Annotated in this window: 24 protein-coding genes and 1 tRNA gene; 7 read left to right on the top strand and 18 right to left on the bottom strand. The window is 71.8% G+C overall.

Features of this window, described 5'->3' with window-relative positions; genetic code table 11:
• Window positions 1-107 precede the first annotated feature (107 nt).
• Window positions 108-1,154, bottom strand: a complete 1,047-nt coding sequence (gene fgd / locus MJ876_RS02140; RefSeq protein WP_240234402.1) for a glucose-6-phosphate dehydrogenase (coenzyme-F420) — start codon at window positions 1,152-1,154, stop codon at window positions 108-110.
• Between the two features lie 56 nt (window positions 1,155-1,210).
• Here fgd and MJ876_RS02135 point away from each other — a divergent pair, with 56 nt between their 5' ends.
• A complete protein-coding gene (locus tag MJ876_RS02135) occupies window positions 1,211-2,188 on the top strand; it encodes a TIGR03619 family F420-dependent LLM class oxidoreductase (RefSeq protein WP_240234401.1) in 978 nt (325 codons plus the stop codon).
• 4 nt (window positions 2,189-2,192) lie between these two features.
• Here the strand turns inward: MJ876_RS02135 and MJ876_RS02130 are convergent, their stop codons facing one another.
• Together MJ876_RS02130 and MJ876_RS02125 are read right to left on the bottom strand one after the other, a co-directional pair.
• Window positions 2,193-3,182, bottom strand: coding sequence for an LLM class flavin-dependent oxidoreductase (locus MJ876_RS02130; protein ID WP_240234400.1), 990 nt, complete (start codon window positions 3,180-3,182; stop codon window positions 2,193-2,195).
• Between the two features lie 139 nt (window positions 3,183-3,321).
• Window positions 3,322-4,863, bottom strand: coding sequence for an AMP-binding protein (locus MJ876_RS02125; RefSeq protein WP_240234399.1), 1,542 nt, complete (start codon window positions 4,861-4,863; stop codon window positions 3,322-3,324).
• A 112-nt stretch (window positions 4,864-4,975) separates the two neighbouring features.
• On the opposite strand from MJ876_RS02125, the gene MJ876_RS02120 reads away from it, so the two are divergent.
• Window positions 4,976-5,407, top strand: coding sequence for a pyridoxamine 5'-phosphate oxidase family protein (locus MJ876_RS02120; RefSeq protein WP_240234398.1), 432 nt, complete (start codon window positions 4,976-4,978; stop codon window positions 5,405-5,407).
• Window positions 5,408-5,436: 29 nt separating this feature from the next.
• On the opposite strand, the gene MJ876_RS02115 is transcribed toward MJ876_RS02120, so the two are convergent.
• The 3 genes from MJ876_RS02115 to MJ876_RS02105 are packed head-to-tail and all read right to left on the bottom strand — an operon-like array spanning window position 5,437 to window position 8,341.
• Complete coding sequence (locus tag MJ876_RS02115; protein WP_240234397.1) at window positions 5,437-5,751, bottom strand: EthD family reductase; 315 nt, start codon at window positions 5,749-5,751, stop codon at window positions 5,437-5,439.
• Complete coding sequence (locus MJ876_RS02110) at window positions 5,748-7,613, bottom strand: ATP-binding protein (protein ID WP_240234396.1); 1,866 nt, start codon at window positions 7,611-7,613, stop codon at window positions 5,748-5,750. The genes MJ876_RS02115 and MJ876_RS02110 overlap by 4 nt, the downstream gene beginning before the upstream one ends.
• Complete coding sequence (locus tag MJ876_RS02105) at window positions 7,610-8,341, bottom strand: response regulator (protein ID WP_240234395.1); 732 nt, start codon at window positions 8,339-8,341, stop codon at window positions 7,610-7,612. Before MJ876_RS02105 ends, MJ876_RS02110 begins: the two co-directional genes overlap by 4 nt.
• A gap of 114 nt (window positions 8,342-8,455) precedes the next feature.
• On the opposite strand from MJ876_RS02105, the gene MJ876_RS02100 reads away from it, so the two are divergent.
• Both MJ876_RS02100 and MJ876_RS02095 read left to right on the top strand, forming a co-directional pair.
• Window positions 8,456-10,831: a bifunctional FO biosynthesis protein CofGH gene (locus MJ876_RS02100; RefSeq protein WP_240234394.1), complete on the top strand. Its 2,376-nt coding sequence runs from the start codon at window positions 8,456-8,458 to the stop codon at window positions 10,829-10,831.
• Between the two features lie 97 nt (window positions 10,832-10,928).
• Window positions 10,929-11,186, top strand: a complete 258-nt coding sequence (locus tag MJ876_RS02095) for a hypothetical protein (protein WP_240234393.1) — start codon at window positions 10,929-10,931, stop codon at window positions 11,184-11,186.
• Between the two features lie 204 nt (window positions 11,187-11,390).
• Here the strand turns inward: MJ876_RS02095 and MJ876_RS02090 are convergent, their stop codons facing one another.
• From MJ876_RS02090 to MJ876_RS02050, 9 genes are all read right to left on the bottom strand, one after another.
• The gene (locus tag MJ876_RS02090; RefSeq protein ID WP_240234392.1) at window positions 11,391-11,636 is read right to left on the bottom strand and encodes a hypothetical protein; all 246 of its coding nucleotides are present in this window, start codon (window positions 11,634-11,636) and stop codon (window positions 11,391-11,393) included.
• Window positions 11,637-11,940: 304 nt separating this feature from the next.
• Window positions 11,941-12,498, bottom strand: coding sequence for a GNAT family N-acetyltransferase (locus MJ876_RS02085; protein WP_240234391.1), 558 nt, complete (start codon window positions 12,496-12,498; stop codon window positions 11,941-11,943).
• 723 nt (window positions 12,499-13,221) lie between these two features.
• Window positions 13,222-15,105: an AAA family ATPase gene (locus MJ876_RS22070; protein ID WP_240234390.1), complete on the bottom strand. Its 1,884-nt coding sequence runs from the start codon at window positions 15,103-15,105 to the stop codon at window positions 13,222-13,224.
• Between the two features lie 203 nt (window positions 15,106-15,308).
• Window positions 15,309-15,677 carry a helix-turn-helix transcriptional regulator gene (locus tag MJ876_RS02075; protein ID WP_240234389.1) on the bottom strand — a complete coding sequence of 123 codons (369 nt, stop codon included), beginning with the start codon at window positions 15,675-15,677 and terminating at the stop codon, window positions 15,309-15,311.
• 160 nt (window positions 15,678-15,837) lie between these two features.
• On the bottom strand, window positions 15,838-16,659 hold the full coding sequence (locus MJ876_RS02070; RefSeq protein ID WP_240234388.1) for an alpha/beta fold hydrolase: 822 nt from the start codon (window positions 16,657-16,659) through the stop codon (window positions 15,838-15,840).
• A 1-nt stretch (window position 16,660) separates the two neighbouring features.
• Window positions 16,661-17,803 (bottom strand): aminotransferase class I/II-fold pyridoxal phosphate-dependent enzyme, encoded by a 1,143-nt coding sequence (locus tag MJ876_RS02065; protein ID WP_240234387.1) that lies wholly within the window; start codon window positions 17,801-17,803, stop codon window positions 16,661-16,663.
• On the bottom strand, window positions 17,796-18,338 hold the full coding sequence (locus MJ876_RS02060; protein ID WP_240234386.1) for an RraA family protein: 543 nt from the start codon (window positions 18,336-18,338) through the stop codon (window positions 17,796-17,798). The genes MJ876_RS02065 and MJ876_RS02060 overlap by 8 nt, the downstream gene beginning before the upstream one ends.
• Before the next feature lie 113 nt (window positions 18,339-18,451).
• Window positions 18,452-19,162, bottom strand: coding sequence for an RraA family protein (locus tag MJ876_RS02055; RefSeq protein ID WP_240234385.1), 711 nt, complete (start codon window positions 19,160-19,162; stop codon window positions 18,452-18,454).
• Window positions 19,159-19,914, bottom strand: a complete 756-nt coding sequence (locus MJ876_RS02050) for an RraA family protein (protein WP_240234384.1) — start codon at window positions 19,912-19,914, stop codon at window positions 19,159-19,161. The genes MJ876_RS02055 and MJ876_RS02050 overlap by 4 nt, the downstream gene beginning before the upstream one ends.
• A gap of 74 nt (window positions 19,915-19,988) precedes the next feature.
• Here MJ876_RS02050 and MJ876_RS02045 point away from each other — a divergent pair, with 74 nt between their 5' ends.
• From MJ876_RS02045 to MJ876_RS02035, 3 genes are all read left to right on the top strand, one after another.
• Window positions 19,989-20,888, top strand: coding sequence for a LysR substrate-binding domain-containing protein (locus tag MJ876_RS02045; RefSeq protein WP_240234383.1), 900 nt, complete (start codon window positions 19,989-19,991; stop codon window positions 20,886-20,888).
• Between the two features lie 468 nt (window positions 20,889-21,356).
• Window positions 21,357-22,322, top strand: coding sequence for a hypothetical protein (locus MJ876_RS02040; protein WP_240234382.1), 966 nt, complete (start codon window positions 21,357-21,359; stop codon window positions 22,320-22,322).
• Window positions 22,323-22,390: 68 nt separating this feature from the next.
• The gene (locus MJ876_RS02035; protein WP_240234381.1) at window positions 22,391-24,043 is read left to right on the top strand and encodes a hypothetical protein; all 1,653 of its coding nucleotides are present in this window, start codon (window positions 22,391-22,393) and stop codon (window positions 24,041-24,043) included.
• Window positions 24,044-24,263: 220 nt separating this feature from the next.
• Here the strand turns inward: MJ876_RS02035 and MJ876_RS02030 are convergent.
• The 3 genes from MJ876_RS02030 to MJ876_RS02020 form a co-directional block, all read right to left on the bottom strand.
• Window positions 24,264-24,339, bottom strand: a tRNA-Ala gene (locus MJ876_RS02030).
• Between the two features lie 86 nt (window positions 24,340-24,425).
• Entirely contained in the window at window positions 24,426-25,367 is a 942-nt protein-coding gene (locus MJ876_RS02025; protein ID WP_240234380.1) for a hypothetical protein, read from the bottom strand.
• A 99-nt stretch (window positions 25,368-25,466) separates the two neighbouring features.
• The gene (locus tag MJ876_RS02020; RefSeq protein ID WP_240234379.1) at window positions 25,467-25,613 is read right to left on the bottom strand and encodes a GPGG-motif small membrane protein; all 147 of its coding nucleotides are present in this window, start codon (window positions 25,611-25,613) and stop codon (window positions 25,467-25,469) included.
• Between the last annotated feature and the right edge of the window lie 7 nt (window positions 25,614-25,620).

The raw sequence follows: 25,620 nt of genomic DNA, 5'->3' as shown, positions 1-25,620 counted from the left end.
CGGGCTTGCGATCCGCTGGCAGTCACCGCGGCCGACCCACCGGTGGTCGAGCCGGTGGTCGGGGCCGCGACGGGGTCCGGGGGTCGTCGGAGGGGTCGCCCCGCCCGTCACGCGCGGGGCAGCGACCCCTGCAGCTCGCGCAGGCCGGGCAGGACCTCGGCGGAGAACTGCGCGAGGAACCCCTCCTGGTCGTGGCCGGGCGCGTGGATCACGAGGTGCTCGAAGCCGGCCTCGACGTAGGGCCGGACCGCGTCGACGACCCCCTCGGGGGTGGTCTCGACGATCCAGCGCGAGGCGATCTGCTCGATCGGCAGCTCGTCGGCGGCGCGGGCCATCTCGACCGGGTCGTCCAGCTGGTGCTTCTGCTCGGCGCTCAGCGACAGCGGCGCCCAGAAACGACAGTTCTCCAGCGCCTCCTCGCGGGTGTGGGCGTAGGAGAGCTTGATCTCGATCATCCGGGCGATGCCGTCCGACGGGCGCTCCGCCTTCTCCAGGCCCTCCTCGACGGCGGGCAGCAGCTTCTCGGTGTAGAGGTCCATGCCCTTGCCGCTGGTGCAGATGAAGCCGTCGCCGACGCGGCCGGCGTACCGCGCCATCTGGGGCCCACCGGCCGCGACGTAGATCGGCACCCCGCCCTCGGGACGGTCGTAGATCGTGGCGTCGACGGTGGAGTAGTAGTCGCCGTCGAAGCTGACGCGCTCGCCGTCCCACAGCGCGCGCATCAGGCGGACGGACTCCCGCAGCCTGGCCCACCTCTCCTTGAACTCCGGCCACTCCGGCAGGCCGACGGAGATCTCGTTGAGCGCCTCCCCCGTGCCGACGCCGAGGATGATCCGCTCGGGGTTGAGCAGCGTCAGCGTCGCGAGGTGCTGGGCGAGCACGGCCGGGTTGTAGCGGAAGGTGGGGGTGAGCACGCTCGTGCCGAGGACGACCCGCTCGGTGCGCTCACCGATGGCCGCCAGGCACGCCAGCGCGTACGGCGCGTGGCCGCCCTCGTGCCGCCACGGCTGCAGGTGGTCGGAGACCCAGACGCTGTCGAGACCGACCTCCTCCGCGCGGACGCCGAGCTCGACGAGCTCGCGGGGGCCGAACTGCTCCGCGGAGGCCTTGTAGCCGATGCGGAGGGTCCCGCCGTGCTGAGTGGTGCCGGTCATGTCGCGCTGTCCTTCCGGAGGGGTCGGGCGGGGGTGGGGGCTGGCATCCTGAGCCGGTGAGCGCACCGATGCCGCTGCTGGGGTTCGGGCTGCCCGTCTCGGGCGCGTGGGCCACCGCAGACAGGATGATCCACGTCGCGCGCCGCGCCGAGGACCGGGGCTACGCCGCGCTGTGGACCTTCCAACGGCTGCTGTACCCGGTCGAGGGCGGCCTGGACCCCGCGTTCGACCGTCGGGAGAACCCGGGCACGCGGGCCGCCGACGACCCGTCGTACCAGCAGGTCCACGACCCGCTGCTGCCGCTGGCGCACGTCGCGTCGCACACCGAGCGGATCGGGCTGGGGACGGCCACGATCTGCGCGCCCTTCCTCGCCCCCGTCGTGCTGGCGAAGGCGACGGCGACGCTGGACCACCTCTGCGGCGGCCGGCTGTCCGTCGGCCTCGGCATCGGCTGGATGCCGCACGAGTACGAGGCGACGGGCGTGCCGTTCGCGCGCCGCGGCGCGCGGATGGAGGAGTACCTCCGCTGCCTGGTCGCCCTGTGGACCGAGGACCCCGTGCGCTTCGAGGGCGAGTTCTACTCCGTGCCGGCGTCCCACACCGGCCTCGCGCCGGTGCAGCGCCCGCACCCGCCGCTGCTGGTGGGCGGGTCCGCGCCGGCCGCGCTGCGGCGGGCGGGCCGGCTCGCCCAGGGCTGGATCGGCAGCAGCAAGCAGGACCTGCGCACGATCGGCGAGGCCGTCGGCCACGTGCGGGACGGCGCCCGCGAGGCGGGGCGCGACCCGGACGCCGTCCGGACCCTGGTGCGCGGGATCGTCGAGCTGACCGAGACCGACGCCGGCTCGGGCCGTCGTCCGCTCCAGGGCTCGGCGGACCAGGTCCGCGACGACCTCGCCGCGCTCGCCGCCCGGGGCGTCACCGAGGTGTTCGTCGACCTGAACTTCGACGCCCGCGTCGGCGGGCCCGCGGTGGACCCGGACGCGGCGACGGCCGAGGCGGAGCGCGTGCTCGACGCGCTCGCGCCCCGGCCGTGACACCTCAGGAGGCCTCGACCTTCGGCATGATGTCGTTCTTCAGGCGCTTCAGGTCGTCGAGCGTCTTCGACACCGGGACGTCCGCGAACGGCGGCCAGATCAACGGCATGGTCATGCCCGCCTCCTGGTAGGCCTTCAGCCGGTCGGTGATCTGCTGCTCGGTGCCGACCAGCAGGTTCGTCAGCTTGCCGTTGTCGGTCTGGTCGACCTCGGTGTCGGTGATGACGAACCAGATCATGCTGCTCATCTCGACGCTGTCGATGGACGTCGTCCCGATGGCGTCCAGCTCGTCGGAGATGGCCTGGCGCCACTTGCCGAGCTCGTCGGGGGTGTCCTGGATGCCGATCCACCCGGCCAGCCCGTACTTGCTGATGCGGCGCGCGGAGCGCTTCGGGTCCTTGAGACCGCTGAACCAGATCGGCGGGCCGCCGGGCTGGACGGGCTTGTGCCCGAAGCCCGAGGGGCCGAAGTCCGCGAACTCGCCGTGGTACTCGAACAGCTCGTTGTTCCAGATCCCCTGGCAGATCTCGATCGTCTCCCGCACGTGGCCGTGACGACGGGGGAACGTGTCGGCCACGCTGGCGGCCGCGAACTCCTCGGGCATCCACCCGGACCCCACGCCCACGTTGAGGCGGCCGTTCGAGATGTGGTCGATGGTCGCGCACTCGGCGGCGAAGACACCGGGGTTACGGAACGGGGTGACGGTGATGCTCATCCCGATGCGCACCTTCTCGGTGCGCGCGGCCAGCCAGGGCAGCAGCGGCCAGCCCTGGAACCACTGGCCGCGCGAGCTCACCGGCATCTGCAGCGGCATCTGCTCCATCATCCCGAAGGGGTACTGCATCTCGCCCCGGTCGGAGGCCTCCGGGACGATGACCCGGTCGAGGGTCCACACCGAGTCGAACTCCAGCTCCTCGGCGAGGTCGGTGAGGTCGGCGAGCTCCTGGATCGTCACGTGGTCGCGGAACGTGGGGAGGTAGAGGGCGATCTTCATCGGGCGGACATCTCCTCGCGAGGGGGCGTCGGCCGGCGCCCGGGCGGACCACCGGCCCTTGTGATGCACCTAACATTCCGCCGCAGGCGACCCGCAAGGGTCGCCTGCCTCATCGTTTGATCAACGCTGTGCGCCCACCTCAGGTGGCGTCCGCCAGCCGCTCCCGCAGCTCGCGCTTGAGCACCTTGCCGTAGTTGTTCGTCGGCAGGGCGTCGACGACGTGGTACTCCTTCGGTCGCTTGAAGCGGGCGATCCGGTCGAGGCACAGGCGGTCGAGCTCCGTCTCCAGGTCCGCGGGCGGGTCGCCGTCCGGGACGACGAACGCGACGACGGACTCGCCCCACTCCGGGTCCGGGCGGCCGACGACCGCGGCGCCCGCGACCTGCGGGTGGGTGAGCAGCACCTCCTCCACCTCGCGGGGGTAGATGTTCATGCCGCCGGAGATGATCAGGTCCTTGCTGCGGTCCCTCAGGGTCAGGAAGCCGTCGTCGTCCATGCTGCCGACGTCGCCGGTGTGCAGCCACCCGCCGCGCAGCGTCTCGGCGGTCGCCTCCTCAGCCCGCCAGTAGCCGGCCATGACGACCCCGCCGCGCACCACGACCTCGCCGACATCCCCCGACGGCAGGGGCCGGTCCTCGGGGTCGACGACGCGGACGTCCACGTCGGTGCGGGGGAAGCCCACGCTCTGCATCCGCTCGCGCCAGCGCGGGTGGTCGGTCTCGGCGTGGTCGGCCTTCGACAGGCCGGTGATCGTCATCGGGGTCTCGCCCTGGCCGTAGATCTGCGCCAGCCGGGGCCCGAACGTCGCGAGCGCCGCCTCGAGGTCCGCGAGGTACATCGGCGCGCCGCCGTAGATGATCGTCCTGAGCCCCGCCAGGTCGTTCTCGTCGGCCCCGCGCAGCGCGTCGTCGGCAGCGAGGCGCCGGACCATGATCGGCGCGGCGAAGAAGGACAGGCCCGGCCACCGCCGGGTCAGGGCCAGCAGCCGACCGCCGTCCAGCGTGCCCTCGCCGAAGACGCTCACCGCCCCCTTCGCGACGTGCGGCAGGCCGTACAGGCCGGAGCCGTGGGACAGCGGCGCGGCGTGCAGCACGCTGTCGGTCGACGCGACGGGGTCGATGTCGGCGAAGTAGCTCAGCGAGGCCATGAGCAGGTTACCGTGGGTGAGGGTCGCGCCCTTCGGCCGACCCGTCGTCCCGCTCGTGTAGAAGAGCCACGCCGCGTCGTCGCCGGCGCGGTCCACCAGGCCGATCGGGTCCGCCGACCGCAGGGAGTCCCACTCGGACCCCGGCGCACGGACGACCGCGTCGAGGGTGCCGACGCGCTCCAGGAGGGCCTCGACGTCGTCGGCGTGCTCGTCGTCGGTCACCGCGACCCGCGCGCCGGAGTGCTCGAGGACGTACGCGACCTCGTCGCGGTGCAGCCGCGCGTTGACCGGGACGGCGACCAGGCCGGCGTGCCACGCGGCGTACTGCACCTCGAGGTACTCGGGCCGGTTGCCCATGACGATCGCGACGCGGTCCCCGGTGGCGAGCCCGAGCCGGGTCCGCAGGCCGCCGGCGCCGCCGGCGACACGGGCCGCCATCTCGGCCCAGGTGGCGTGGACGTCGTCGCCCACCGCCAGCGCCGGGCGGTCGCGCAACCGGCGTCCGTGCCGTTCGACCCAGGAGGCGAGGTTCACGGGGTCAACTTCACGCGCGGCTCCGCCCCGGTCAAGGGTCGATGGGCGGGCACCGGGCAGCGTTGTGCGGACGGTGATGGTCCGGCGTGCCCGGCTCCGCGAGGCTGGCGGCATGAAGCTGGAGCAGGAGGCCGCGCGGGCCCGCCTCGACGCCCACGTCCACGGCGTGCTCTGCACGCTCCACCCCGAGCGCGGCCCGGACCCGATGCCGGTCGTCTACGCCGTCAGCGACGACGGCCACGTCGGGGTCCCGATCGACTCGGTGAAGCCGAAGGCACGCTCGCGCCTGCAGCGCGAGGACAACCTGGACGCCGACCCCCGCGGCTCGCTCCTCGTCGACCACTGGGACGCCGAGGACTGGTCCCGCCTGTGGTGGGTCCGGGCGCAGCTCGAGCACGTCCCGGAGCCGCCGGCCGCGCTGACCGAGGAGCTGGCCGACAAGCTCGCCCGCACGGTCCCGCAGTACGCCGACAAGCCCTTCCACCGCGTGCTCGTCTGCCGCATCGTGAGGCTCACCGGCTGGGCGGCCGGCGAGGACGCCTGACCCCGGTCGGGACCGACCGGCCGGCTCCCTCAGACGTACGTCGTCGTGCTCCCCGTGACGAGGTGGACGCCGGCGCCGGCGAAGTTCTTCAGGTCGGCGACGGCCGCCTGGCCCTCCGTCCCGGACAGCGAGGCGCCCATGGTCTCGGCGTCGGGGAAGGTCAGCTGCGCGATGAAGTAGTACGGCGCGGGCTCGCCGTCGGGGCCCGGCTGGGTGTGGGTGCCGGTGAACGACTGCAGGCCGGGCAGCGCGCGCCCGAGGTCGGCGTGGACGTCGGCGTAGTGCTCGTCGAAGGCGGCGGGGTCCTCGGGGTGGTGGTAGCAGGCGAACAGCGTGGCGGTCATGGGCGGTGTCCTCTCGTCGGGTCGGTCGTGGCGGTCGAACCTGTCGTGCCCGGCGCGTGCGCGCCGGCGAGCGTGGTGACGGGGGCCGTGGCCCCGGTCGGGGGTGCGGCGTCGTGCCCGTCGTCGGCGCGAGGGACCCGGAGCGTCATCGTCGTCCCCCCGGGGCCGGTGCCGGAGACCCGCAGGTCGCCGCCCATGGCGTGGAGCAGGCCGTGCGCCAGGCCGAGGCCGAGCCCGAGGCTCTCGTCCTGGGCGGCCCCGGCGGCGGGCGCCGACGCGCCGCTCGCGAACGGGGTGAAGAGGCGGGGCAGCACCTCCAGAGCGATGCCGGGCCCGTCGTCGGTGACCGTGACCACGACGAGGTCCTTCTCGCCCCCGGTGGCGGTGTCGTCGGGCAGCACCGAGCGGACGACGACCCGCCCACCGACCCGGCCGTGACGGATCGCGTTCACGAGCAGGTTGAGCAGCACCTGGCGCAGCCGCCGCCGGTCGGCGAGGACGACCTGCGGGCCGACGTCCGCGACGACCGTGAAGCTCCGCGCCGACGCCTTCGTCGTCAGCAGGGCCACCGCCTCCCGCACGACCTCGCGCAGCTCCACCCGCTCCAGCGCCAGTGGCAGCACCTGGGTCTCCAGGCGGCTCAGGTCCAGGACGTCGGTCAGGAGGTCCATCACGTGCCCCGCGGCCGCGTCGATGTGCTCCAGCGCCTCCCGGCGCCGGGCCGGCTCGAGGTCGAGCGTGCCCAGCAGCTCGGTGAAGCCCACGATGGCCTGGATCGGCGTCCGGGCCTCGTGACCCACGGCGGCGAGCAGGGCGGACTTCGCGCGGGTCAGCTCCTCGGCGGTCCGCCGGGCCGTCTCCGCCTCGCTCCGTGCCCGGCGGTCGCGCTCCGCGGCCCGTCGCTCCGTCAGGTCGAGCACGTTGACGACGTGCCGGGCGGGGCCGTCCTCGGCCGCGCACAGCAGGGAGACGGTGACCTCCACCTCGACGTCCACCTCGAGGTCCGCGGCCTGCGGGCGGCCCGGGCCGGCCGGGCTCACGACGCCCTCGAACCTCACCGGGCCGGGCCGGTCGGGTCCGAGCTCGTCGAGGCGGTCCGCCAGCCGCCCCTCGACCGGCGCGAGGAGGTCGGCCAACCGTCGTCCCACGAGGGAGCCGCCGCAGCCGGCCAGGGCGCTGAAGGCGCGGTTGCTGCGGTCGATGGTGCCGTCCGGCCGCAGGAGCACCATGCCCAGGGGGTTGTCGTCGAACGTGCGGCGGAACCGTTCCTCGCTGCTCACGAGGTCACCGAGCACGCGGGCGTGGTCGATGGCGACCGACGCCAGGTGGGTGAACCGGTCGACGAGGAGCTGCTCGCGGGCGGTCGGGCGGTGCGGCCGGGCGTGGTAGACCGCGAACGTCCCGACCGGGTGACCGTCGTGGCCCGCGATCGGGGTCGACCAGCAGCTGCGCAGACCGGCGTCCAGCGCGAGCCCGCGGAAGCCGGCCCACCGCGCGTCCGAGCGGACGTCGGTGGCGACGACGGGAGCGTTGACGGCGGCGGCCGTCCCGCACGAGCCCTGCCCGTCCCCGATGTGGAGCCCGTCGATCGCGGCCACGTAGGCGGCCGGCAGGGTCGGCGCCGCGCCGTGGTGGAGGGTCCCGTGCTCGCGGTCGAGCAGGAGCACCGAGCAGCGGGCGCCGTCCATGAGCGTCTCGAGCGACGCGAGCAGCTGGGTGAGCACGTCCTGGAGCGGCGCGGCTCGGGCGATCATCTCGAGGATGCCCCGCTGGCGGGTGAGCATCACGCGGGCGTCGTCCGGCGCCAGCCCGACCTCGGGGGCGGGCCGGGCGGTGGGCTGGGCGGTCGGCTGGGCGGTCATGCGTCGTCCACCAGCTGGTAGCCCACGCCGCGGACCGTCCGCAGCAGGCGGGGCCGGGAGGGGTCGGGCTCGACCTTCGTGCGCAGGCGGTGCACGTGCTCGGTCACGGTGGCCTCGCCGAGCCACTCCGCGGAGGAGCTCCAGACCCGGTCCAGCAGCTGCACGCGGGTGAAGACGTGGCGCGGGTGGGCGGCCAGGAAGGCGAGGAGGTCGAACTCCTTCGGGGTCAGCTCGACGTCGGTCTCGGCGCCGTCGTCGTCGGCCAGGACGACGCGGCGGCTCGCCGGCTCGATGCGCACGCCCCCGACGGTGATGGTCTCGCCGGCGGCGTCGGCGCCGCTGCGCCGCAGCACGGAGCGGACCCGGGCGGCGAGCTCGCCCGGCGAGAACGGCTTGACCAGGTAGTCGTCGGCGCCGAGGTCGAGGCCGACGATGCGGTCGGTCTCCCCGCTGCGGCCCGACAGCACGATCACCGGGGTGTCGGAGCGGCCGCACCGCCCGCCGCGGAGCGCGCGGAGGACGTCGAGCCCACCCAGCCCGGGCAGGGACAGGTCGAGGACGACGAGCGCGGGGTGGTCCTCGCGGATCGCACGCAGCGCCACCTGCCCGTCGTCCGCCTCGACGACACGGAACCCCTCGTCGTCCAGCTGCCAGCGGACGACGGTGCGGATCGCGGCGTCGTCGTCCACGACGAGGACCAGGGGCGAGCGTGCGTCACCCTGGCTCATGAGTGATGGGTACCACACCGCACCGTCGCGGGTCACCGGTCGCGAGGGCCTCGTCAGGGTCGCGTTGAGCCCCCGTTGACGGTCGGGCTGGGCCCCCACCCGGATACTTCACCCATGACGGCGCTCACGTCCCCCGAGCTCAGCGCCCTGGTCGGGCTCCCCACCTCCGAGCTGCTCGCCCGAGCCGCGGAGCGTCGCGACGCGCTGTTCGGGACCCGGGTGACCTACTCCCCGAAGGTCTTCATCCCGCTGACGAAGCTGTGCCGCGACCGCTGCGGCTACTGCACCTTCGCGGAGTCGCCGCGCACCGCGCACACGCCGTACCTGGAGCCCGCCGAGGTCCTGGCGATCGCCGAGCAGGGGGCGGCGGCCGGCTGCCACGAGGCGCTGTTCACGCTCGGCGAGGCGCCCGAGCTGCGCTACCCCGCGGCGGCCGAGTGGCTCGCGGCACGCGGCCACGCGACGACGGTGGACTACCTCGCCGAGGCCACCGCGCTGGTCCTCGCCGAGACCGGCCTGCTCCCCCACGCCAACGCCGGCGCGCTGGACGCCGCCGACCTCGCGACCCTGCGCCGCTCGAGCGCGTCGCAGGGGATGATGCTCGAGAGCCTGCGCGGCGACCTCGCCGCGCACCGCGGCGCGCCCGACAAGGTGCCCGCCCGCCGCCTGGCGACGCTGGACGCCGCCGGGGAGCTCGCGATCCCCTTCACCACCGGCATCCTCGTCGGCATCGGCGAGACGGAGGCCGACCGCCTCGAGGCCCTCCGCGCGATCGCCGAGTCGCACGACGCGCACGGCCACGTGCAGGAGGTGATCGTCCAGAACTTCCTGCCCAAGCCCGGCACGGCGATGCGGGACGCCGCACCGTGCCCCCCGGAGGACCACCTGCGGGCCGTCGCGCTCGCCCGCCTCGTGCTGCCGGACGACGTCCACGTGCAGGCGCCGCCGAACCTGTCCGAGCCCGAGGACCTGGCCGGGCTGCTCGGCGCGGGCATCGACGACTGGGGCGGGGTCTCCCCCGTCACCGCCGACCACGTGAACCCCGAGCGGCCGTGGCCCTCGCTCGACGTCCTGCGCGACGCCACCGAGGCCGCGGGGCACGAGCTCGCGCCCCGCCTGACGATCTACCCGGCGTACGCCGCCCGGCCCGATCGCTGGCTCGACCCGGCCCTGCGGTTCCCGGTGCTCGACCGCGCGGACGCCGACCTGCTCGGCCGCGACGACCCGGGTGCCCTGTGGCCGGAGAAGCACGCCGACGCGGCCAACGTCGGCACCGGCGCCGAGGTCATCCAGGTCGGACGCCGCTCCACCGCCTGGTTCTCCGGCTCCGGGTCGGACCCGGTCGCGCTGCGTCCCGCACGCCCCGGCGGGGTCCGGGGCCCGGTCGCCGAGGTGCTCGACGGCGTCCGCGCCGGCCAGGAGGTCGGCGCCGCGGAGCTCGAGACCCTCTTCACCGCCCGCGGCACCGAGGTCGCCGCCGTCGCGGAGGTGGCCGACGGGATCCGTCGCCGCGTCGTGGGCGACGAGGTGACGTTCGTGGTGAACCGCAACATCAACTACACGAACGTCTGCACCTTCAAGTGCACCTTCTGCGGCTTCTCGAAGGGGCCGCTGTCGCTGAACCTGCGCGGCGCGCCGTACCTGCTGACCCTCGACGAGGTCGCCGACCGCAGCGAGGAGGCGTGGGGCCTCGGCGCCACCGAGGTGTGCCTGCAGGGCGGCATCCACCCGAAGTTCGACGGCGACTTCTACGTCGACGTCGCCCGCGCCGTCCACGAGCGGGTGCCGGGCATGCACATCCACGGCTTCACCGCCCTCGAGGTGCTGGAGGGCTCGCGGAGGCTCGAGGAGTCGCTGGAGAGCTACCTGCTGCGCCTGAAGGACGCCGGCCTGCGGTCGCTCCCCGGGACGGCCGCCGAGATCCTGGACGACGAGGTCCGCGCCGTGCTGTGCCCCGACAAGATCACCACCGAGGAGTGGCTCGAGGTCCACCGCGTCGCCCACTCGGTGGGGCTGAGGTCGAACGTGACCATGATGTTCGGCTCCGTCGAGCGGCCGCACCACTGGGTGCGCCACCTGCTCCGGACGCGGGAGGTCCAGCGCGAGACCGGCGGCTTCACCGAGTTCGTCGGCCTGCCCTTCGTGCACATGGCGGCCCCGATCTACCTCAAGCGCGGCGCCCGGCGCGGCCCGACGTGGCGCGAGGTGGTGCTCGTGCACGCCGTCGCCCGCATCGCGTACGCCGACGACATCCGCCACGTGCAGGCGTCGTGGGTGAAGCTCGGGAAGGTGGGCACCCGGCAGCTGCTCGCCGCCGGCGTGGACGACCTCGGCGGCACGCTGATGGACGAGAACATCAGCCGCGCCGCGGGCGCGAGCCACGGCCAGGGCCTCACCCCGGACGACCTCGCCGCCATCGCGGCCGAGGCCGGCAGGCCGTTGCGCCAGCGCACGACGCTGTACGGCGACGTGCCGGCGACGGTGGGCTGACCGAGTTCTGGCGAGCTGCTGTCGGCGGCCGGTCCCTGGCCCTATCCTGAGAGGGCGTGGACGGGGGGTCCGCGCACCACGGATCCGGGGGGAACCGATGATCAGCACGTCCAGCCGCCTTCTCGCGCGCCGCGCCGGCGAGGCCGCAGCCGCCGCCTACGACGGTGCGACCGCCATCCACGGTGACGCGAGCCTGCGGTCCGCCGCGCTCGACGAGGCCATCGGCGCCGACGACGCCGCCGTCCTCGCGCTCGGCGCCGTCCGCGGCGCCCGGGACACCCTCGAGGGCCACGTCCGCGCCGCCCTGGCCCACGCCGACGCCGTCCTCGCCCTCCGCGCCCGCGCCGCCTCCTGACGTCGGCCCTCCGCCCCATGTAACGCGGGGTTACGGCTTGGTCACACGCCACGGGCGGGGGTCCGCGGCACCACAGCCCCGCGGCAGATGCCGGTCGAGACGGTTCCGCCCCCGCTCGGGCCGAGGCCTGAGCAGGGGCGGTCCCGGTGTCCACGGTGGCGTGTCGTCACCGGCCCGGCGTCCGGTCCCGGGCGCCGGCACGGCCTACGCGTCGTAGGGGTCGCGGCTCCCGGACTTGGCCAGGCCGCGCGCGACCATGTAGCCGATGGTCAGGTAGGTGATGTACCGCAGCGCCTCACTGGCGCCGAACGGGTCGCCGTCACCCTCCCCGTCGACCACGAGCGCGGTGATGACGACGGCGAGCACGACGAGCACGTAGGCGGCGAGCTCGGTCGTCTTCGTCGAGGCCTTGGTCTCCGTACTCAGTCGGCGGGGACGTTCTCGGTCCACGTCCCGTCCCGGGCCACCGGCGGGCGGGGTGAACGTCGACGAGTGCCCGGGCCCACCGGGACCGCCAGGGGCGTGAACGGGGTTCGGGCGGGCCATCGACGGACCGCCGCCGGCGGGGGGCATGGGGCTGCTGGGGGTGCTCATGGCGTGCTCCTGGTCTCCGCCAATGACCCGTCGCGCTGTGGCGACGGTGGAAATCATCGCCGGGGAGCTTCGTGCCCGACGCCCGAGGGGCCCATGCACACCCGTGCACTCGCGGGACCGACGGAAGGCGCCGGGCTGCCCCGCGGCGTCGGTGGTGCGCCTAGGCCCCACCTCGGCCGTCGAGATCGCCCGCGCCGTGGATGACGGCCGGGGCCTCGCCGGTGCCCACCAGTCGCTGCGACCACTGCACGTCGTGCCAGCGCCCGTGCTTCCATCCGACCGCGCGGAAGACGCCGATGGGCGTGAACCCCAGGGCGCGGTGCAGTCCCAGGCTCGCGTCGTTCGGCAGAGCCGTGCCCGCGAGCAGGTTGCGATAACCCATCGCGGTCAACCGGTCGACGAGGTGCTGGTGGAGGAGGCGCCCGACGCCCTGGCCACGAGACTCCGGCGCCAGGTAGATGCTGACCTCGCACGCCCACCGGTAGGCCGGCCTCGCCCGATGCCTGGACCCGTAGGCGTAGCCCTTCACCAGACCGTCGTCCTCGGCGACCAGCCAGGCGTGGTCCTCTCGCGCCGCTCGGATCCGGGCGGCGACCTCGGCGTCGCTCGGCGGCTCGAGCTCGAAGGTGACGGCGGTGTCGGTCACGTAGGGCGCGTAGATCGCGGCGCACGCGGCACCGTCCGCCTCCTCCGCGTCACGGATGGTCGGCGTCGCCATGACCGCGATCGTAGGGTCGACCCGCTCCCCGGGCCCACACCGTGCGGCGCCTGGGGCCGGCCGCCGGCGCTGCGCTGCGAGCGCTCGTCCACCTCCGTGGCCACCCGGAGGGGCATGCCCACCGACGACGAAGGGCCCGCGCGCAACGTCTTCGCTGCTCACGGGCCCTCGAGGTGGTGGTGGGCCGTTTGTGAAACCGGCTGACCTGCGGCGAGGCGGGCGGCCACGGGCGCTGTTCCCACACCGGTTCCACGAAAAATCCCATGGGCCCAACCCAGCGCCCGGGCGTCGCGTGTGAGTGTGGGACGCGTGAGCACGTATGGCTACAGGCCCGAGTTGGTCCTGGCGGCGTGGACGGTCTGCGTGGTCGGATGCGGGGCGACTGTCTCGCTGTGGAGTGTCGGCCTCGGCTCGTATCTCGCAGACTTCTGCGTCACCAGGGGACTGGTGGCCAAGTTGGGCCCGTTCTCTGGTCCCACCCCCGCAGGCCCGACCACGTGGGCCTGCGAGAGCGCCTCGGGCCAAGTGCTCTACGCACATGACTGGCGCCCGCTGGCCTGGACCGTGGGCTTGGGCGCGGTCGTCCTCTGTCTCATCGCGGCGGCCGCGCTGTTCTCGCGCCGCGTTAGTCGGCGCTGGTTGAAGTGACCGCCGCCGCCACGAACCTCAGGCGTCGCAGAGGTGACGACAAACTGCTCGTCGTGCTGCGGCAGCGCCGGGCGGCTATCTGCCGCTAGATTGGGCTGTCGCGTTAGCGCGAAGCGACGCCTCGAAGTCGCCGTGCAGTTCCCGCAGCACCTGTGCCGCGTTCTTGTCGAGGACGATCTCCTGCTGATCGAGCACGGCGTAGGCCATCGCGACCTTGCCGGGCAACTTGACCTTCGGCTTCTGCGCCGCCGCCCACTGCTGGAGCGATCGCGAGATGGTCTGATCGGCGCTAATCGCGGAAGTGTCGGGAGTCGGGGAGTCGTCGGGGAGCATCTTGGCGAGGACTCCGAGGTAAAACTCGCGATCCAGGAGGTCTTCGAGGGCGGTCCCTGGAGGGAGTTGAAAGAGTCGTTGCTCATCCACCCCGCTCGACTTCAACTCGCGGAGGTACCGCTGGCCGTCGGCGTCGCCGTCGGCCAGGTAGACGACGCGTGCCGCCACCTCCTCTACCTCCATGCCGTACGCGCGGGCGTTCGAGAGGCCGGGGGCCACCTGGTACGGCAGGTCGTCTAGTCCGGTAGCGAGCCGCAGCAGGGTTGGGAGCAGGATCATCTCGGACGGTCCCTCGGCCAGGACGGCCCAGCGGCAGACCGAGAATGCCGCCGCTCCGGCGCCCATGGCGAACAGCAGTGGTCCGAAGCCGGGCGCCTCGTTGGTCCAGAAGTGGGAGTGGATCTCGCTGGCAGCGCCGTTGCGGCGCAGCAAGCGGATGCCGGTCCCAAGGTCGCCGGGCAGGCAGCCGGGTGAGTGGGTGGAGTAGAGGACTTGCGAGGCGTCGATCTGCTTCAGCAGCACACCGACGAGATCGGCTTGCGCGTCGAAGTGCAGATGCGTCTCGGCTTCGTCGATGAGGAGGACCGGGGGGATGTCGAGGTGCTGTGCCTCCAGGAAGACGGCCAGTGCGACGAAGGCCAGCAGGCCGTCGCTGCGCTCCTCGATGCGCGTAAATCGGCGGCTGTCGATCTCGTAGACGTGGGCGTGCAGGCCGGAGGCGTCGAGGTCAAGACGCACGGAGATGTTCGACTGGTTCCACGCCTGGCCGAAGAAGGTGTCCAGCAGGGCGTTTCCCTCGGCAAGGAGGGTCTGGACCTCTCCGGAGTCGCCTTCTGCATGCGCGGCCCACAGCGAGGAGGGGTCCACATCAGCGACGGCGAGCAGGTTGCGAACAGCCGGGCGCATGGCGCCGATCGCTTGCTCGTTGCTGATGGCGGTGACGGTGGGCATATCGCGGTCGTCCTCCCCGAAGAGCACGAACTTCGGCACCCGCGCCCTCATGAGGCGGAGCCCCGCCTCCCGGGGGTGCTCGACCGCCCCGACCGCCATCGCATCGCGCAGCAGACCGGCCGACTTGGCGTCACGCGGCCTCTTCCCGCTGTCTGGTGTCGTCTCCAGCCAGGTGACCAGATCGTCGGCAGCCTGCCGATCGTCGGCGTCCCAGACCTTCTCGGTGTCAGCGAGCAGCCCCGCGAGGGTCGCGAACCAGGTGGCGGGGCTGTCGTCTTCGTCGTGGTCGGGCGCAGCGCTCTCGATCTGGCGGGTCAGCCTCGTCCTGGATGCCTCCAGGGCGGCGAGGGCGGCGGCGAACGGGGCCGGGTCGCGGTTCGGCTCGCGCGGGTCCTCGAAGATGACGTGTAGTCGTCCGTCAGCCTGCTTCCACAGCGACATTCGCTGAGGAGTGGACTCGAAACCGAGCGGTTCGAGGACCGCGAGGTCCTCGTGGTCGAACTCGTAGTCCGCGCTGACGATCCACCCGGACGTCCGCTTGGGCTGCTTGGCGCGGCTGTAGTCGAAGGGGCTGAGCGGCGTCTCGTCGTCCTCGGTCAGCCACGCCAGGCCGGAGAGGACCGAGGACTTCCCGGACTCGTTCTGGCCGACGAAGGCCAGGATGCGCGGGTTCACGTCGCAGTCCGTCTTCGACAGACGCCGGTAGCCGTCGAACCGGATGCGGCGACATCTCACTAGGCCGACCCCCCTTCCCTCTCGTAGGTCGCGTCGGCCGGTGGCAGTACGCCGACTGATCTCAGGTCTGTGCGATACGACATCTTCCTATGCCCCGAAAGACGACCGCGGCAGCGCCATCAGCGGGTTTCGGCTCCCGCCCGTCACCCACGCCGCTCCCGGTCAGCCCTCTCGGCCAGCATCTGACGCGCCTCAGTCCCACCGACCAGTAGCGGTCCGAGTACCCGGCTTAGCCCGGCGGCGTGGCGCAGCGACAGGTGCGCCTGGCCGCGGAGCACCTTGGTCAACTGGTACGCCGACATACCGGTCTTGTCGGCGAGGTCCTTCCAGGGCCCGAGGCGCCGGTGCTGGCGGATCTGCCGAGCGAGGTAGGTGATGTCGTGCTGGGTGCGAGCGGCGTCGAGGCCGATCTGGTCGTCCAGGCGGTCCGCCTCGCGCCACTCGATCTGCGGGTAGCGGCCGAACAACTCCGGCTGCTTGGCCCAGTCGCGGGGCTCGGTCGAGCCGGGCACCGGAGAAACGTAGGCGCTTGCGGGTTTCTGATTCCGAAACGCGCCGGAGTGGATACCGGGAACTAGTTCTGTGGCCTATTCAGGCCGCCGTGCTCGCCCTGGTCTCCGGAACTGGACCGCCTCGGGCCACCGTTGCCGACGCGGCGGCGGACCGTTCTCTTCAGGCGTCTGACTGTTCCTCGTGGAGTGCGAGGAAGTCGGCGAGGGCGGCCCACATGGCAGGCGGGTTGGAGTACATGGGCCAGTGTCCGCTGTGTTCGATCTCGGCGATATTCACCCCGCTGCGGCGCAGACTGGTGAGGTAGGAGAGGTGGGCGTTCTGTTGACCGTGCATGAACATTCGCGGCATCGACAGACCTGTGAACGTATCGAGCAGGGTGCCGCTGTCTGACAGGGCGACCATGGACTCGAACACGGGCCGTACCACGTGCGGGTCGACGGTCGTGAGGACGCGTGAGCCGTACAGGGCGCTGGAGAACTCGACTGATCGTCGTGATCTCGCTGCGAACTGGGTGAGGAACGATGCGGGGTCGTTGGCGGGGTGGGTGGCGATCTGGCGGCTGAGGAAGCAGTCCTCGGGTGCGAGGTTGCCCTCGATGTCGGTGAAACTGAGCACTCTCTGGGGGACCCGGTCGGCGAGGAGTAGTGCTGTGAGGCCTCCCATGGAGTGGCCTACGACGTGGAACTGGTCGATGTGGGTGGCGTCGAGGATGGCGAGGGCGGCGTCGACGAGGAACGGGATGGACACCACTGAGTAGTCGGAGGCGGTGGAACCGCCGAAGCCCGGCGCGTCGTAGGCCAGGAACCCCGAGCCCGCGAGGCCCGGATAGTTCGCGAAGTCGGCGTACTCCTCCTTGGTGGAGCCGAAGCCGTGCAGGAACACCACTGGAGCCGGGCCAGCGGCCTGGATGGTGGAGATGTGCAGGTCGACACCGTCGACTCTGAGATCGAGCGTCTGCTGTGTCCAGGACGGCTGGGTCATCTCAGGTCGGTCCTTCGGTGAGTGCGCGGACGAGGCGCTCGGCTGCGTGGCTGAGGCGTTCATGGGCGACGGCGAAACTGATCCGCAGTCGGCCTTCGGCGTTGAACACCTCACTGGGGACGACGGCGACGTGGGCATCTTCCAGCAGCCGCGATGCGAGCGATGCGGACGAGGGGTGGCGGTCGTCGAGGAGTTCGCGGATGTCGGGGAAGGCGAACATGCCGCCCGCTGGGGTGGGGCACTCGACGCCAGGGATGGTGTTCAGTCGGCCGACGAGGAGGTCTCGGGCGGTCCGGTATCCCTCGATGGTCGTCGCGTGCACCGCGGTCGGAGTGCTCAACGCGGCGAGTGCCGCGTGCTGAGGGATGGTCGAGACGTGGGTGATGGTGGCCGAGACCTGGCGGCGCGCGTTCGCGACGACATGGGTCGGTCCTATCAGCCACCCGACGCGCCACCCTGTCATCGCGTGGACCTTCGACACGCCGTCGACCACGATCAGCCGCGAGGGATCCGTGACCACGTTGCTCGCTGAGAAGCGGTGGGTGTCGAAGGTCAGTCCGCCGTAGACCTCGTCGCTGATCAGCCAGATGTCGTGATCGACGCACCAGGCGGCGAGGTCGGCGAGCAGGCCTCGCTCGTGCAGCACGCCCGATGGGTTGGAGGGGTTCGCGATGACGACGGCGCGGGTCCGTGGTGTCCGTGCCGCCTCCAGCGCCGTGGTTGAGGCCAGGCCGTCCTGGTCCACGTCGACCTGCACAGCGGTCGCGCCGACGGAGTCGACGGCGCCGAGGTGTCCGGGCCAACTGGGGCGCAGCACGAGGACGTCGTCCCTGGGGCTCGTGAGCGCGTTCAGCGCGAGGTGCAGTGCGTGCTTGGTGCCCACCGTGACTTGGACGTTGTCGGCGGTGATGTGGTCGGGGTGGCCGTCGTCGGCGATGCGGCTGCGGAGGGCCGGAAGGCCGCCCGCGGGTCCGTAGCGGTGGTTCCGGGGGTCGCGGGCGGCGTCGACGGCGGCGTCGACGATGTGTGTTGCGGTCGGTAGGTCGGGTTCCCCGGCGGCGAGCGTGATGACGTCCACGCCTGTCGCGCGCAGCGCTGCCGCCCGGTCGGCGATCTGGAAGATGGGGTTGTCGGACTCAGTCACGCGCTGCCCCGGTGAGGCCGTAGATGTCGAGGGTGCTCTCACCGGCCCGCAGCCGCTTCATGATGTCGGCCTCCTTGGCCGCTCTCGCGTCGGCGGTGTCGAGGACGTTGACGACGGTGTCGTTTGCGATCGCGACGACGCCGTCGACGTCACCGACGATCAGATCACCGGCGTGCACAACGGTGTCGCCGACGTGGACCGGCACGCCCAGGACGCCTGGGAAGAGTTTGCGGGTGCCGCGCACGTTGATGTGCCGGGAGAAGACCGGGAAGTCCAGTTCGGCCATCTCGACGGTGTCGCGGACGCCGCCGTCGATGACGAGTCCAGCGATCCCGCGTGCTCGGGAGGCGACGGCGAGCACCTCGCCCCAATGCCCCCAGTCGGCGCCGCCGACGTCTGCGACCAGGACCGACCCGGGCGGTGCTGCGAGGATCGCCCGTTGCAGGGCGAGGTTGTCTCCTCCCGCGCCCTGGACGGTGAACGCTGGTCCGGCCACCCGTGCGCCGGGCCAGGCCTCTCTGATGCCGCTGTCCATCGCGTACCTGCCCGGCCCGGTGGCCGCGACCGCGGCCTCGTACAAGGTGGCCGCGGTGTGACCGCGTGCTGGCCCGGCTGACGTGGCCCGGGTAGGCCCGGGTGAGGGGGTCTTCACTGGGCCTCCCCGTCGCTGATGTCGCTGATGTCGCTGATGTCGCTGATGTGGCCGGTCGCGTTGGTCGTCTGGAGGGAGTGATAGCCGTGGCTGCGACGTGCGTCGTGAAGGCTCGACCCCTCACCGACGGCGGTGACGATGTCTGCTTCGACCTGTTCGATCTGCGCGGCGAGGGTCGCGACCTCGGCGCACCGCTCGATCGGCACGACGACAACTCCGTCGTCGTCGGCGCACACGATGTCGCCCGAACGGACCGTCACGCCGTCCACCCGTAGCGGTTGCTGGACCGCAGCCACCCGCACCCGATCCTTCCCGGTGCGCATGAAACGTCCCGCCGACCAGATCTGGTAGCCGGTGCTCGCGGTCACTGCGACGTCGCGGCACACCCCATGGACGACCGTCGCTGCTACACCGTTGTGAGCGGCTACCTGGGTCATGATCCCGCCCCACACGGTGCAGTCGACACGTCCCGCGTTGTCGATGAACACCACTGCCCCAGTCGGCACGTCGTCGAGGAAGTCCCCGACGGTGCCGCCGTCATCGTCGACGGGCTCGTAGGCGACGGTGAAAGCGGGCCCGCTGGCGCGCTGTCGGTCACGCAACCCCGCGAGGCCCTGGATGGAGCCGGGCAGCCCGAGGCGATCCAGGGCATCAGAGATCGACGCGGTGGGGATGGCCGCCAGCGGGCTGGCCTGTGTCTCGCTCATCGGTCGCGTCCTCCCTCGTGACAGGCGCCACTGACCGCGGCGCCAGTGGCCTTGGCGCCACTGATCGAGTCGCTGGCTTGCGACTGACCGGCGAGCCGCGCGTCGTGCATGACGTGGTCGATCGGGGTCCCGGCGCGTACGTCGGTGCAGATCGAGGCCTCCCGTTCGACGATGACCTCAGCGGCAGCGAGAACCCGATCGGCGTGGTCTGCGGGCACGAACACCACGCCGGAATCGTCGGCGAGCACCAGGTCGCCCTCGTGGACGGTCACGTCCTCGATCATCACGGGCACGCCCGTCGCCCGCTGCCGTAGCCGACCACGAGCCGTGCGAGGGCTGACACCCCGAGCGAAGACCGGCAACCCAACCTCCGCTGCCTCCGCGACGTCGCGGCAGGCCCCGTCGGCGATGACCCCGACGATGCCGCGCTGCACCGAGCCCAGCGACAAGATGCCGCCCCAGCAGGAAACATCGAGACGCCCGCCGTTCGCCATCACGATCACGTCACCGGCGCGGGCGGTCGCGATGGCGGACGTGGCCAGATGAGGGCCCGGCGGACCCCCCGCGTCCACTTCGAGCGCGACCGTGCGCGAGCGGCCTACGAAGCGTGGTGCGCCCCAGGTCGGACGAATACCACCCAGACCACCCGGCAGGCCGAGGCCGTCGAGGGCGTCACTGACCACGGTGCTGTCCAGAAGGCTCAAGCGATCGACGTCGAGATCCACCTCGTGCGGTTGTGAGTCACTCAGCATGGACCCAGTACACGGCAGGTCGGCCCTATGCTGAAGGTCCGAATCTGACCCTCAGTAAGTTGTGGAGGCTCTGAATGCTGGAGGTGCGCGAGGCCCGTTACTTCCTGGCCGTAGCCGAGGAACTCCACTTCGGCCGGGCCGCCGAACGGCTCCACATGTCACAACCTCCTCTTTCCCAGGCCATCCGCGCTCTGGAGAGACGTCTCGACGCCCCTCTGCTGCTGAGAACAACCCGCTCGGTAGCGCTCACGCCGGTCGGGGAAGTCCTCGTCGACCACTGCCGCAGACTCATCAACATTGCCGACGAGGCCGAGCAAGACGCCCGCGACGCGGCCGCTGGCCACGTCGGCCGACTCCGCATCGGCGCGGTCACCTCCGCCTTCTTCGACCCACTGCCTCGCTTGCTCGCGGCGCTCCGTCAACAACGTCCGGGTCTTGAGGTGGTCCTCACAGAACTCGACAGCCACGACGCGGTGCGCGCCCTGCGCGAGCACAGCATCGACGTCGCCCTCGTGCGGCGCCTGGCCACCCCGCCCGGCATCGCCCGCCGAACCCTGCTCGAAGAGCACTTCACGCTCGCCGTGCCCACCGACTGGCACCACGTCCCCGAGGACGTCGTCGACCTCGCCACCGTGGCCGACGAACCCTGGGTCTGGCTCCCGCGCCCAATCTCGCCCGACTACCACGATCAGGTCGTCGCCTGCTGCCGTCGAGCAGGCATCTCCCCGACCGTCACCAACACGGCCGACTCCATCCTCAGCCAACTGGCCATGGTCGCGTGCGGCATCGGGCTAGCCCTGGTGCCCGCCAGCGCTGCCTCTCACGGCCTTCGTCCGGAAGGTCGAGTCCGGTTCGTGCCCATCAAGGGGCCCACCTCGATCGAACTCGCCGCTTTATGGCTCCCCGATGCGGTGAATCCCGCCGTGGATGCCCTCCTCGACGCCGAGCGCCTCACCAACGAGGCGCCCGACTAGCGGCGTCCCCCGGTCGGCCATCAGAACAGCCAATCGCTCGCCGGTCGTTCTCTGACAGATTCAACCGGCCGCCAACCTCTGAGGTGGCCATATTGGCACTTCTGCCATCTGAGCCACCGCATCCAGAGCGGTCTGCGCATGGCCTTGTGCGTGACTGTCGACACCGAGAGCGCCGTCGACCGGGCCTCCGCCGTGCTGCCTCGCGCCGCCACAGGGGAGTCCTCGGCCGACCGCACGCTGCTGCGCTGGGCGACCTCACGCAGGCGCGGCCCGGTCCGTGTCCCGGTGCGCCCGGTCGAGGATCACCGGGCTCCGCGTGGGGAGCGCTACCCGCCGCGCCGCACACATTGGGTTGACCCCGCACCGCACGCCGTGCAACCGGATGCCGCGGACGCGGGCGACTCGGGTGCGGTGCGTGACCCAGTCGCGCCCGTACCTCCAACCGGATCGAGCGGGGAGGTGGCGGCAGTGACGATCGAGCGCTTCCGCCCGGACATGCCCGCTGAGGTCTGGTCGGTGATCGAGGCCCCCGTGCGCACCTGGGTCGCTGAATGCGACACCCAGGGGATGCGCGAGACCCGTCGGTTGCTCGGGATCGTGGCTCAGCACGTGCGGTGGTGTTGGGAGACCGCAGGGTTGCCGCTGGACAAGAGCGTGGTGTTCAGGCACCAGGTGGTCGCTGAGTTCATCGGCAAGGGCTTGCCGGGCGTCAAGCCCGCTACCCGCGGCTCCTACCGGTCGACGCTGATGAAGGTCGCCGACCTCCTCCTGGAGGGCGCGCAGGTCATCTACCGGCCGCCGCACCTCCCCGACAGCGACCCGGCCTGCCCCTACACCGCCTCTGAAGTCACCCTCCTGCGCTACTGGGCCGCAGGTCAGGCCACCGACGCGCGACGCGTGAACGCGACGGTCCTGCTCGCTCTCTCGCTCGGCGCGGGGCTGTCCACCAACGAGGTCATGCTCGCCCGGGCCGGAGACGTCACCGTCGACGACGAGGGCGTATTCATCGCGGTACAGGGCGACCGCCCCCGCTTGGTACCGGTCCTGGCCGAGTGGGAGGAGACCGTCACCACGATCGCCCGAGCCGCCTGGCGACCCGACCTGTACCTGTTCCGCCCGACCCGGCAAAACATCACCGCGAACTCCGTCTACAACTTCATCCATCGCTCCAACAGCAAGCCGATGACCATCTCGGTGCAGCGGCTCCGCGCCACGTGGCTGGTCACCCATCTGAGCGCCGACACCCCTGTCCGCGCCCTCATGGCCGCTTCCGGCATCACCACCCTGAAGGGCCTCGACCGCTTCATGCCCTTCGTCCCCGAGGCTGACCAAGCCGACGCCGCGACCTCCCGCGCGGTGCTGCGCCGACGCTTCACTGGCGAGATCGAGGGCCACCCTGACACTGAGTCAGACCGGGGAGGCCGGTCACGATGACGCGCACCCCGGTCGAGATCGACGCCCAACTGGCTCGCCTCGGGCTCATCCCGCGTGCTGATGGCACCATGCCGCAGACCAAGTTCGACAGTGCGCTCGTGCAGGGGGTCTGCCAGTTCATCGACGACACCGGCATCGTCGAGCAAGTCGCTGCGTGGCGCCGCGAGGACCGGATCGACCGCAAACCCGGCGGGCGACCTGCCTTCTACGACGACCGGCAGATGCTGGTGCTCACCCAACTGCTGCTGCGCTGCGGTGAAGCACCCCAGATCGTGGAGATCGCCCGCACGATCGGCTACCGGCTGACGGCCGACTCCCGCGAGCGGCTCGGGCTGCCGCCGACCAACGGCCGCGCGTCGGAGGTCGCGATCTACCACCGCGTCCGCAACGCTCTCGACCGCTGCACGAGTGTCTTCGACCCAGCCCCCGGCCGCGCGTCGAGCCCCCGGCCCGCTCGGACGAGGGTCGAACAGATCAAGGCCGCCCGCGACCCCGAGCAGTGCGAGAGGAGCCGCCTGCGTGCGCACTGGGTAGCCAATCAACTCCTCGAAGGCACCCTCGCGCTAGTGCCCGACGCCGTGCTCGGACGCTGGACCGGCAATCTCACTCTCGACGCCACCGTGGTGCCGATCTTCGGCGGCGGCAGCCCGACGAAGAACCCGAAGCCTGACGACTCGATGAGCCCGGAGTTCGACGGTGGCTACCACCCGAACCACGACGGCTCGAAGACCTGGGGTTACGACCTGCACATCGCGATGATGGGCCAGAACCACTACGACCGCCCCGCGGACTTCCCCCTCCTGGCCGCCGCCATCTCTCTCGACGAACCGAGCCGACGCGTGGCCGAGAACGCCATCGCCTGCCTGTCCAGCATCCGCGACCGCGGCCACCCGGCAGCGCTGCTGATCACCGACATGGGCTACTTCGCCAACCAGAAGGCCGAGAAGTTCCACCTCCCCGCCCGTGCCCTCGGCTACGGCCTCGTCGGCGACTACAAGAAGGGCTTCACCGGCATCCAGGCCACCCACAAAGGCGTCATCACCGTCGACGGCGGTCGCTACTGCCCCTCCATGCCCGCGCCGCTCGTCACTGCCACCGCCGACTTCCGCGAGGGTCGCATCAGCGAGGAGGTCTACGCGAAGCGGATCGCTCAACGCGTGGCCCACCGGTTCCGCGCGAAGGACGGCGTCGCTCACGTCTGCCCCGCTCAGGGCTCAAGCCCGACGGCGTCGTGCTCGCTGCGTCCCCGACCCGACCCGCTCACGTCGGCCGAGAACCGCACGACCCTCACCTTGATCGTCGACCCGCCCGAGGACCCGCCGCCGTGCTGCACCAACCGGTCCTCGGTCTCCCTGCCGATCGAGTACGACGCGAAGTTCTTCCAGGCACTGCCGTACGCCAGTGAGGAGTGGCGCCGGACCTACCGTCTGCTGCGCTCGACGATGGAGGGCTTCAACGGCTACACCAAGGAGGGCAAGCACGAAGCCCTCGCCGCGAAGACGAACCGACGACGACGCGGCTTCGTCAACAACCTGCTCGTCGTCGCCATGACCGTCGCAGCCACGAACCTCCGCAAGATCGCATCCTTCTTCAAGGCGCAGACGCCCCCGCCCGAGGACAACCCGGCCCCGAAGCGTCGGGGCAGACGAGACCCCCTGGCCATCCACCGGCCGGACCCCCACGCGCCGCCACGGACGATGCCCGGCGCAGCCGCCGCCTGATCGTTCCGGACCCCGCATCCCGCTCCACCTGACAATCGCTGCTGCCCTCGTGCGGCACCGGAGGCTCCCGAAGCAAGGATCCGGTTGACCTGACCACCCGATCCAGCCCGATCGCGCGTCACGAGACACAGAAGAGCCGCCCTCCCCGGCTTGGGGAGCGCGGCTCTTCTTCTGGTTCTAGGTTTCACAAACGGGATCCCGACGTTTTGCAAGGACCCCGTGGTGGAGCTGAGGGGATTCGAACCCCTGACCTTCTCATTGCGAACGAGACGCGCTACCAACTGCGCCACAGCCCCAAGCTGCGCCTCACCACGCGGGTCAAGCGCGAGACAAGACGTTAGCACCCGGGGCGCGGCGGATCCGAACCGGCCCGGGGCCCGCGTCAGGACCCGACGGCGCGCCCACCCGAGTAGTCGGAGGAGCGCTCGGCCGGGCGGTCCTCGCGCGGCTGGGTGCGGCTGGTCTCGCGCTCGGCGGCGCGGGCGTCCTGGGCCATGATGCTGTCGGACGTGTCGTGACCGGAGGTCCAGACGCCCTTCTCGTTCTTGTGCAGCATCTTCGCGTGGCGCAGCGGGGCGATCTCCTTGCCGACGTACGTCGGCAGCGTCACCGGGCGCGGCTCCCAGAGCTCGGGGTCGACCTCGGCGGCGTCCATCGACGACGTCTCGGCGACGGCCCCGACCTCGTCGAAGCCCTCCTCGCTCCGCTCCACGTCGTACGTCGGGGGCACGTCGGCGAGCAGCGTGACGCCCTCGTCGACCTCCTCGACGGCCACGGGGTCGCCGGCGGCGTCGGTGCGGACCACGATCCGCTTGGCGCGGCGCTCGCCGCGCACCATGGCGCGGCACGCGACGAGCCACATCACGATGAGGGCAGCGGGGGCGGCGACGAGCCACCAGGACGTGACGCCGAAGGCGGCCACGGCGACCGAGGCGAGCAGGGCGACGAGCAGGGTGCCGAGGACGCGGCGGCGGCGGCGAGCGGCCGCCGCAGCGGCCTCGCGGCGGGCGCGGCGCTGGGCCGGGGTGAGGGCGGGCGCGGGATCGGCGACGGCCGTGCCGACGCGGGCGCCGCGGGGCTTGGTGGTGACCTCGGCGACCGACGCGGGGCGGCCGGGGGTGACGACGACGCGGCCGCCGGCCGAGGCCGCGGGGGCACCGGTGGCGACGGCCGGCTCGCGGCGGGCGAGGGTGCGCATCGTGGCGGAGAAGCGGTCGACGGAGCGCGTCCGCGCCACCTCGTCGTGGTGCTTCAGCGCCTTCGGGACGAGGTAGACGGCCCAGGCCACGGCCAGGGCGACGAAGATGACGGCACTGAGGTCCACGCACCGACCCTAGGTTCGCCGGACGCTGACGGGACGGATGTCAAGGCGTGTGTCGGGAAATCACTCGTGTGACTGGAGTGATTTCCCGACCCACGCGTCCTAGACGAAGATGCTGACGCCTCCGGGGCCGACCAGCAGGCCGACGACGATCAGGACGATCCCCCACACGAGCTGCTTGCGCAGGATGGCGAGGATCCCCGCCACCACGAGCACGACGGCGATGATCCACAGGATGGTTGCGAGCATCGGTGAC

The sequence above is a fragment of the Nocardioides sp. CFH 31398 genome (genome assembly GCF_022436705.1).
Taxonomy (GTDB): Bacteria; Actinomycetota; Actinomycetes; order Propionibacteriales; family Nocardioidaceae; genus Nocardioides.
This window is presented reverse-complemented; position numbering and strand designations above follow the sequence as displayed.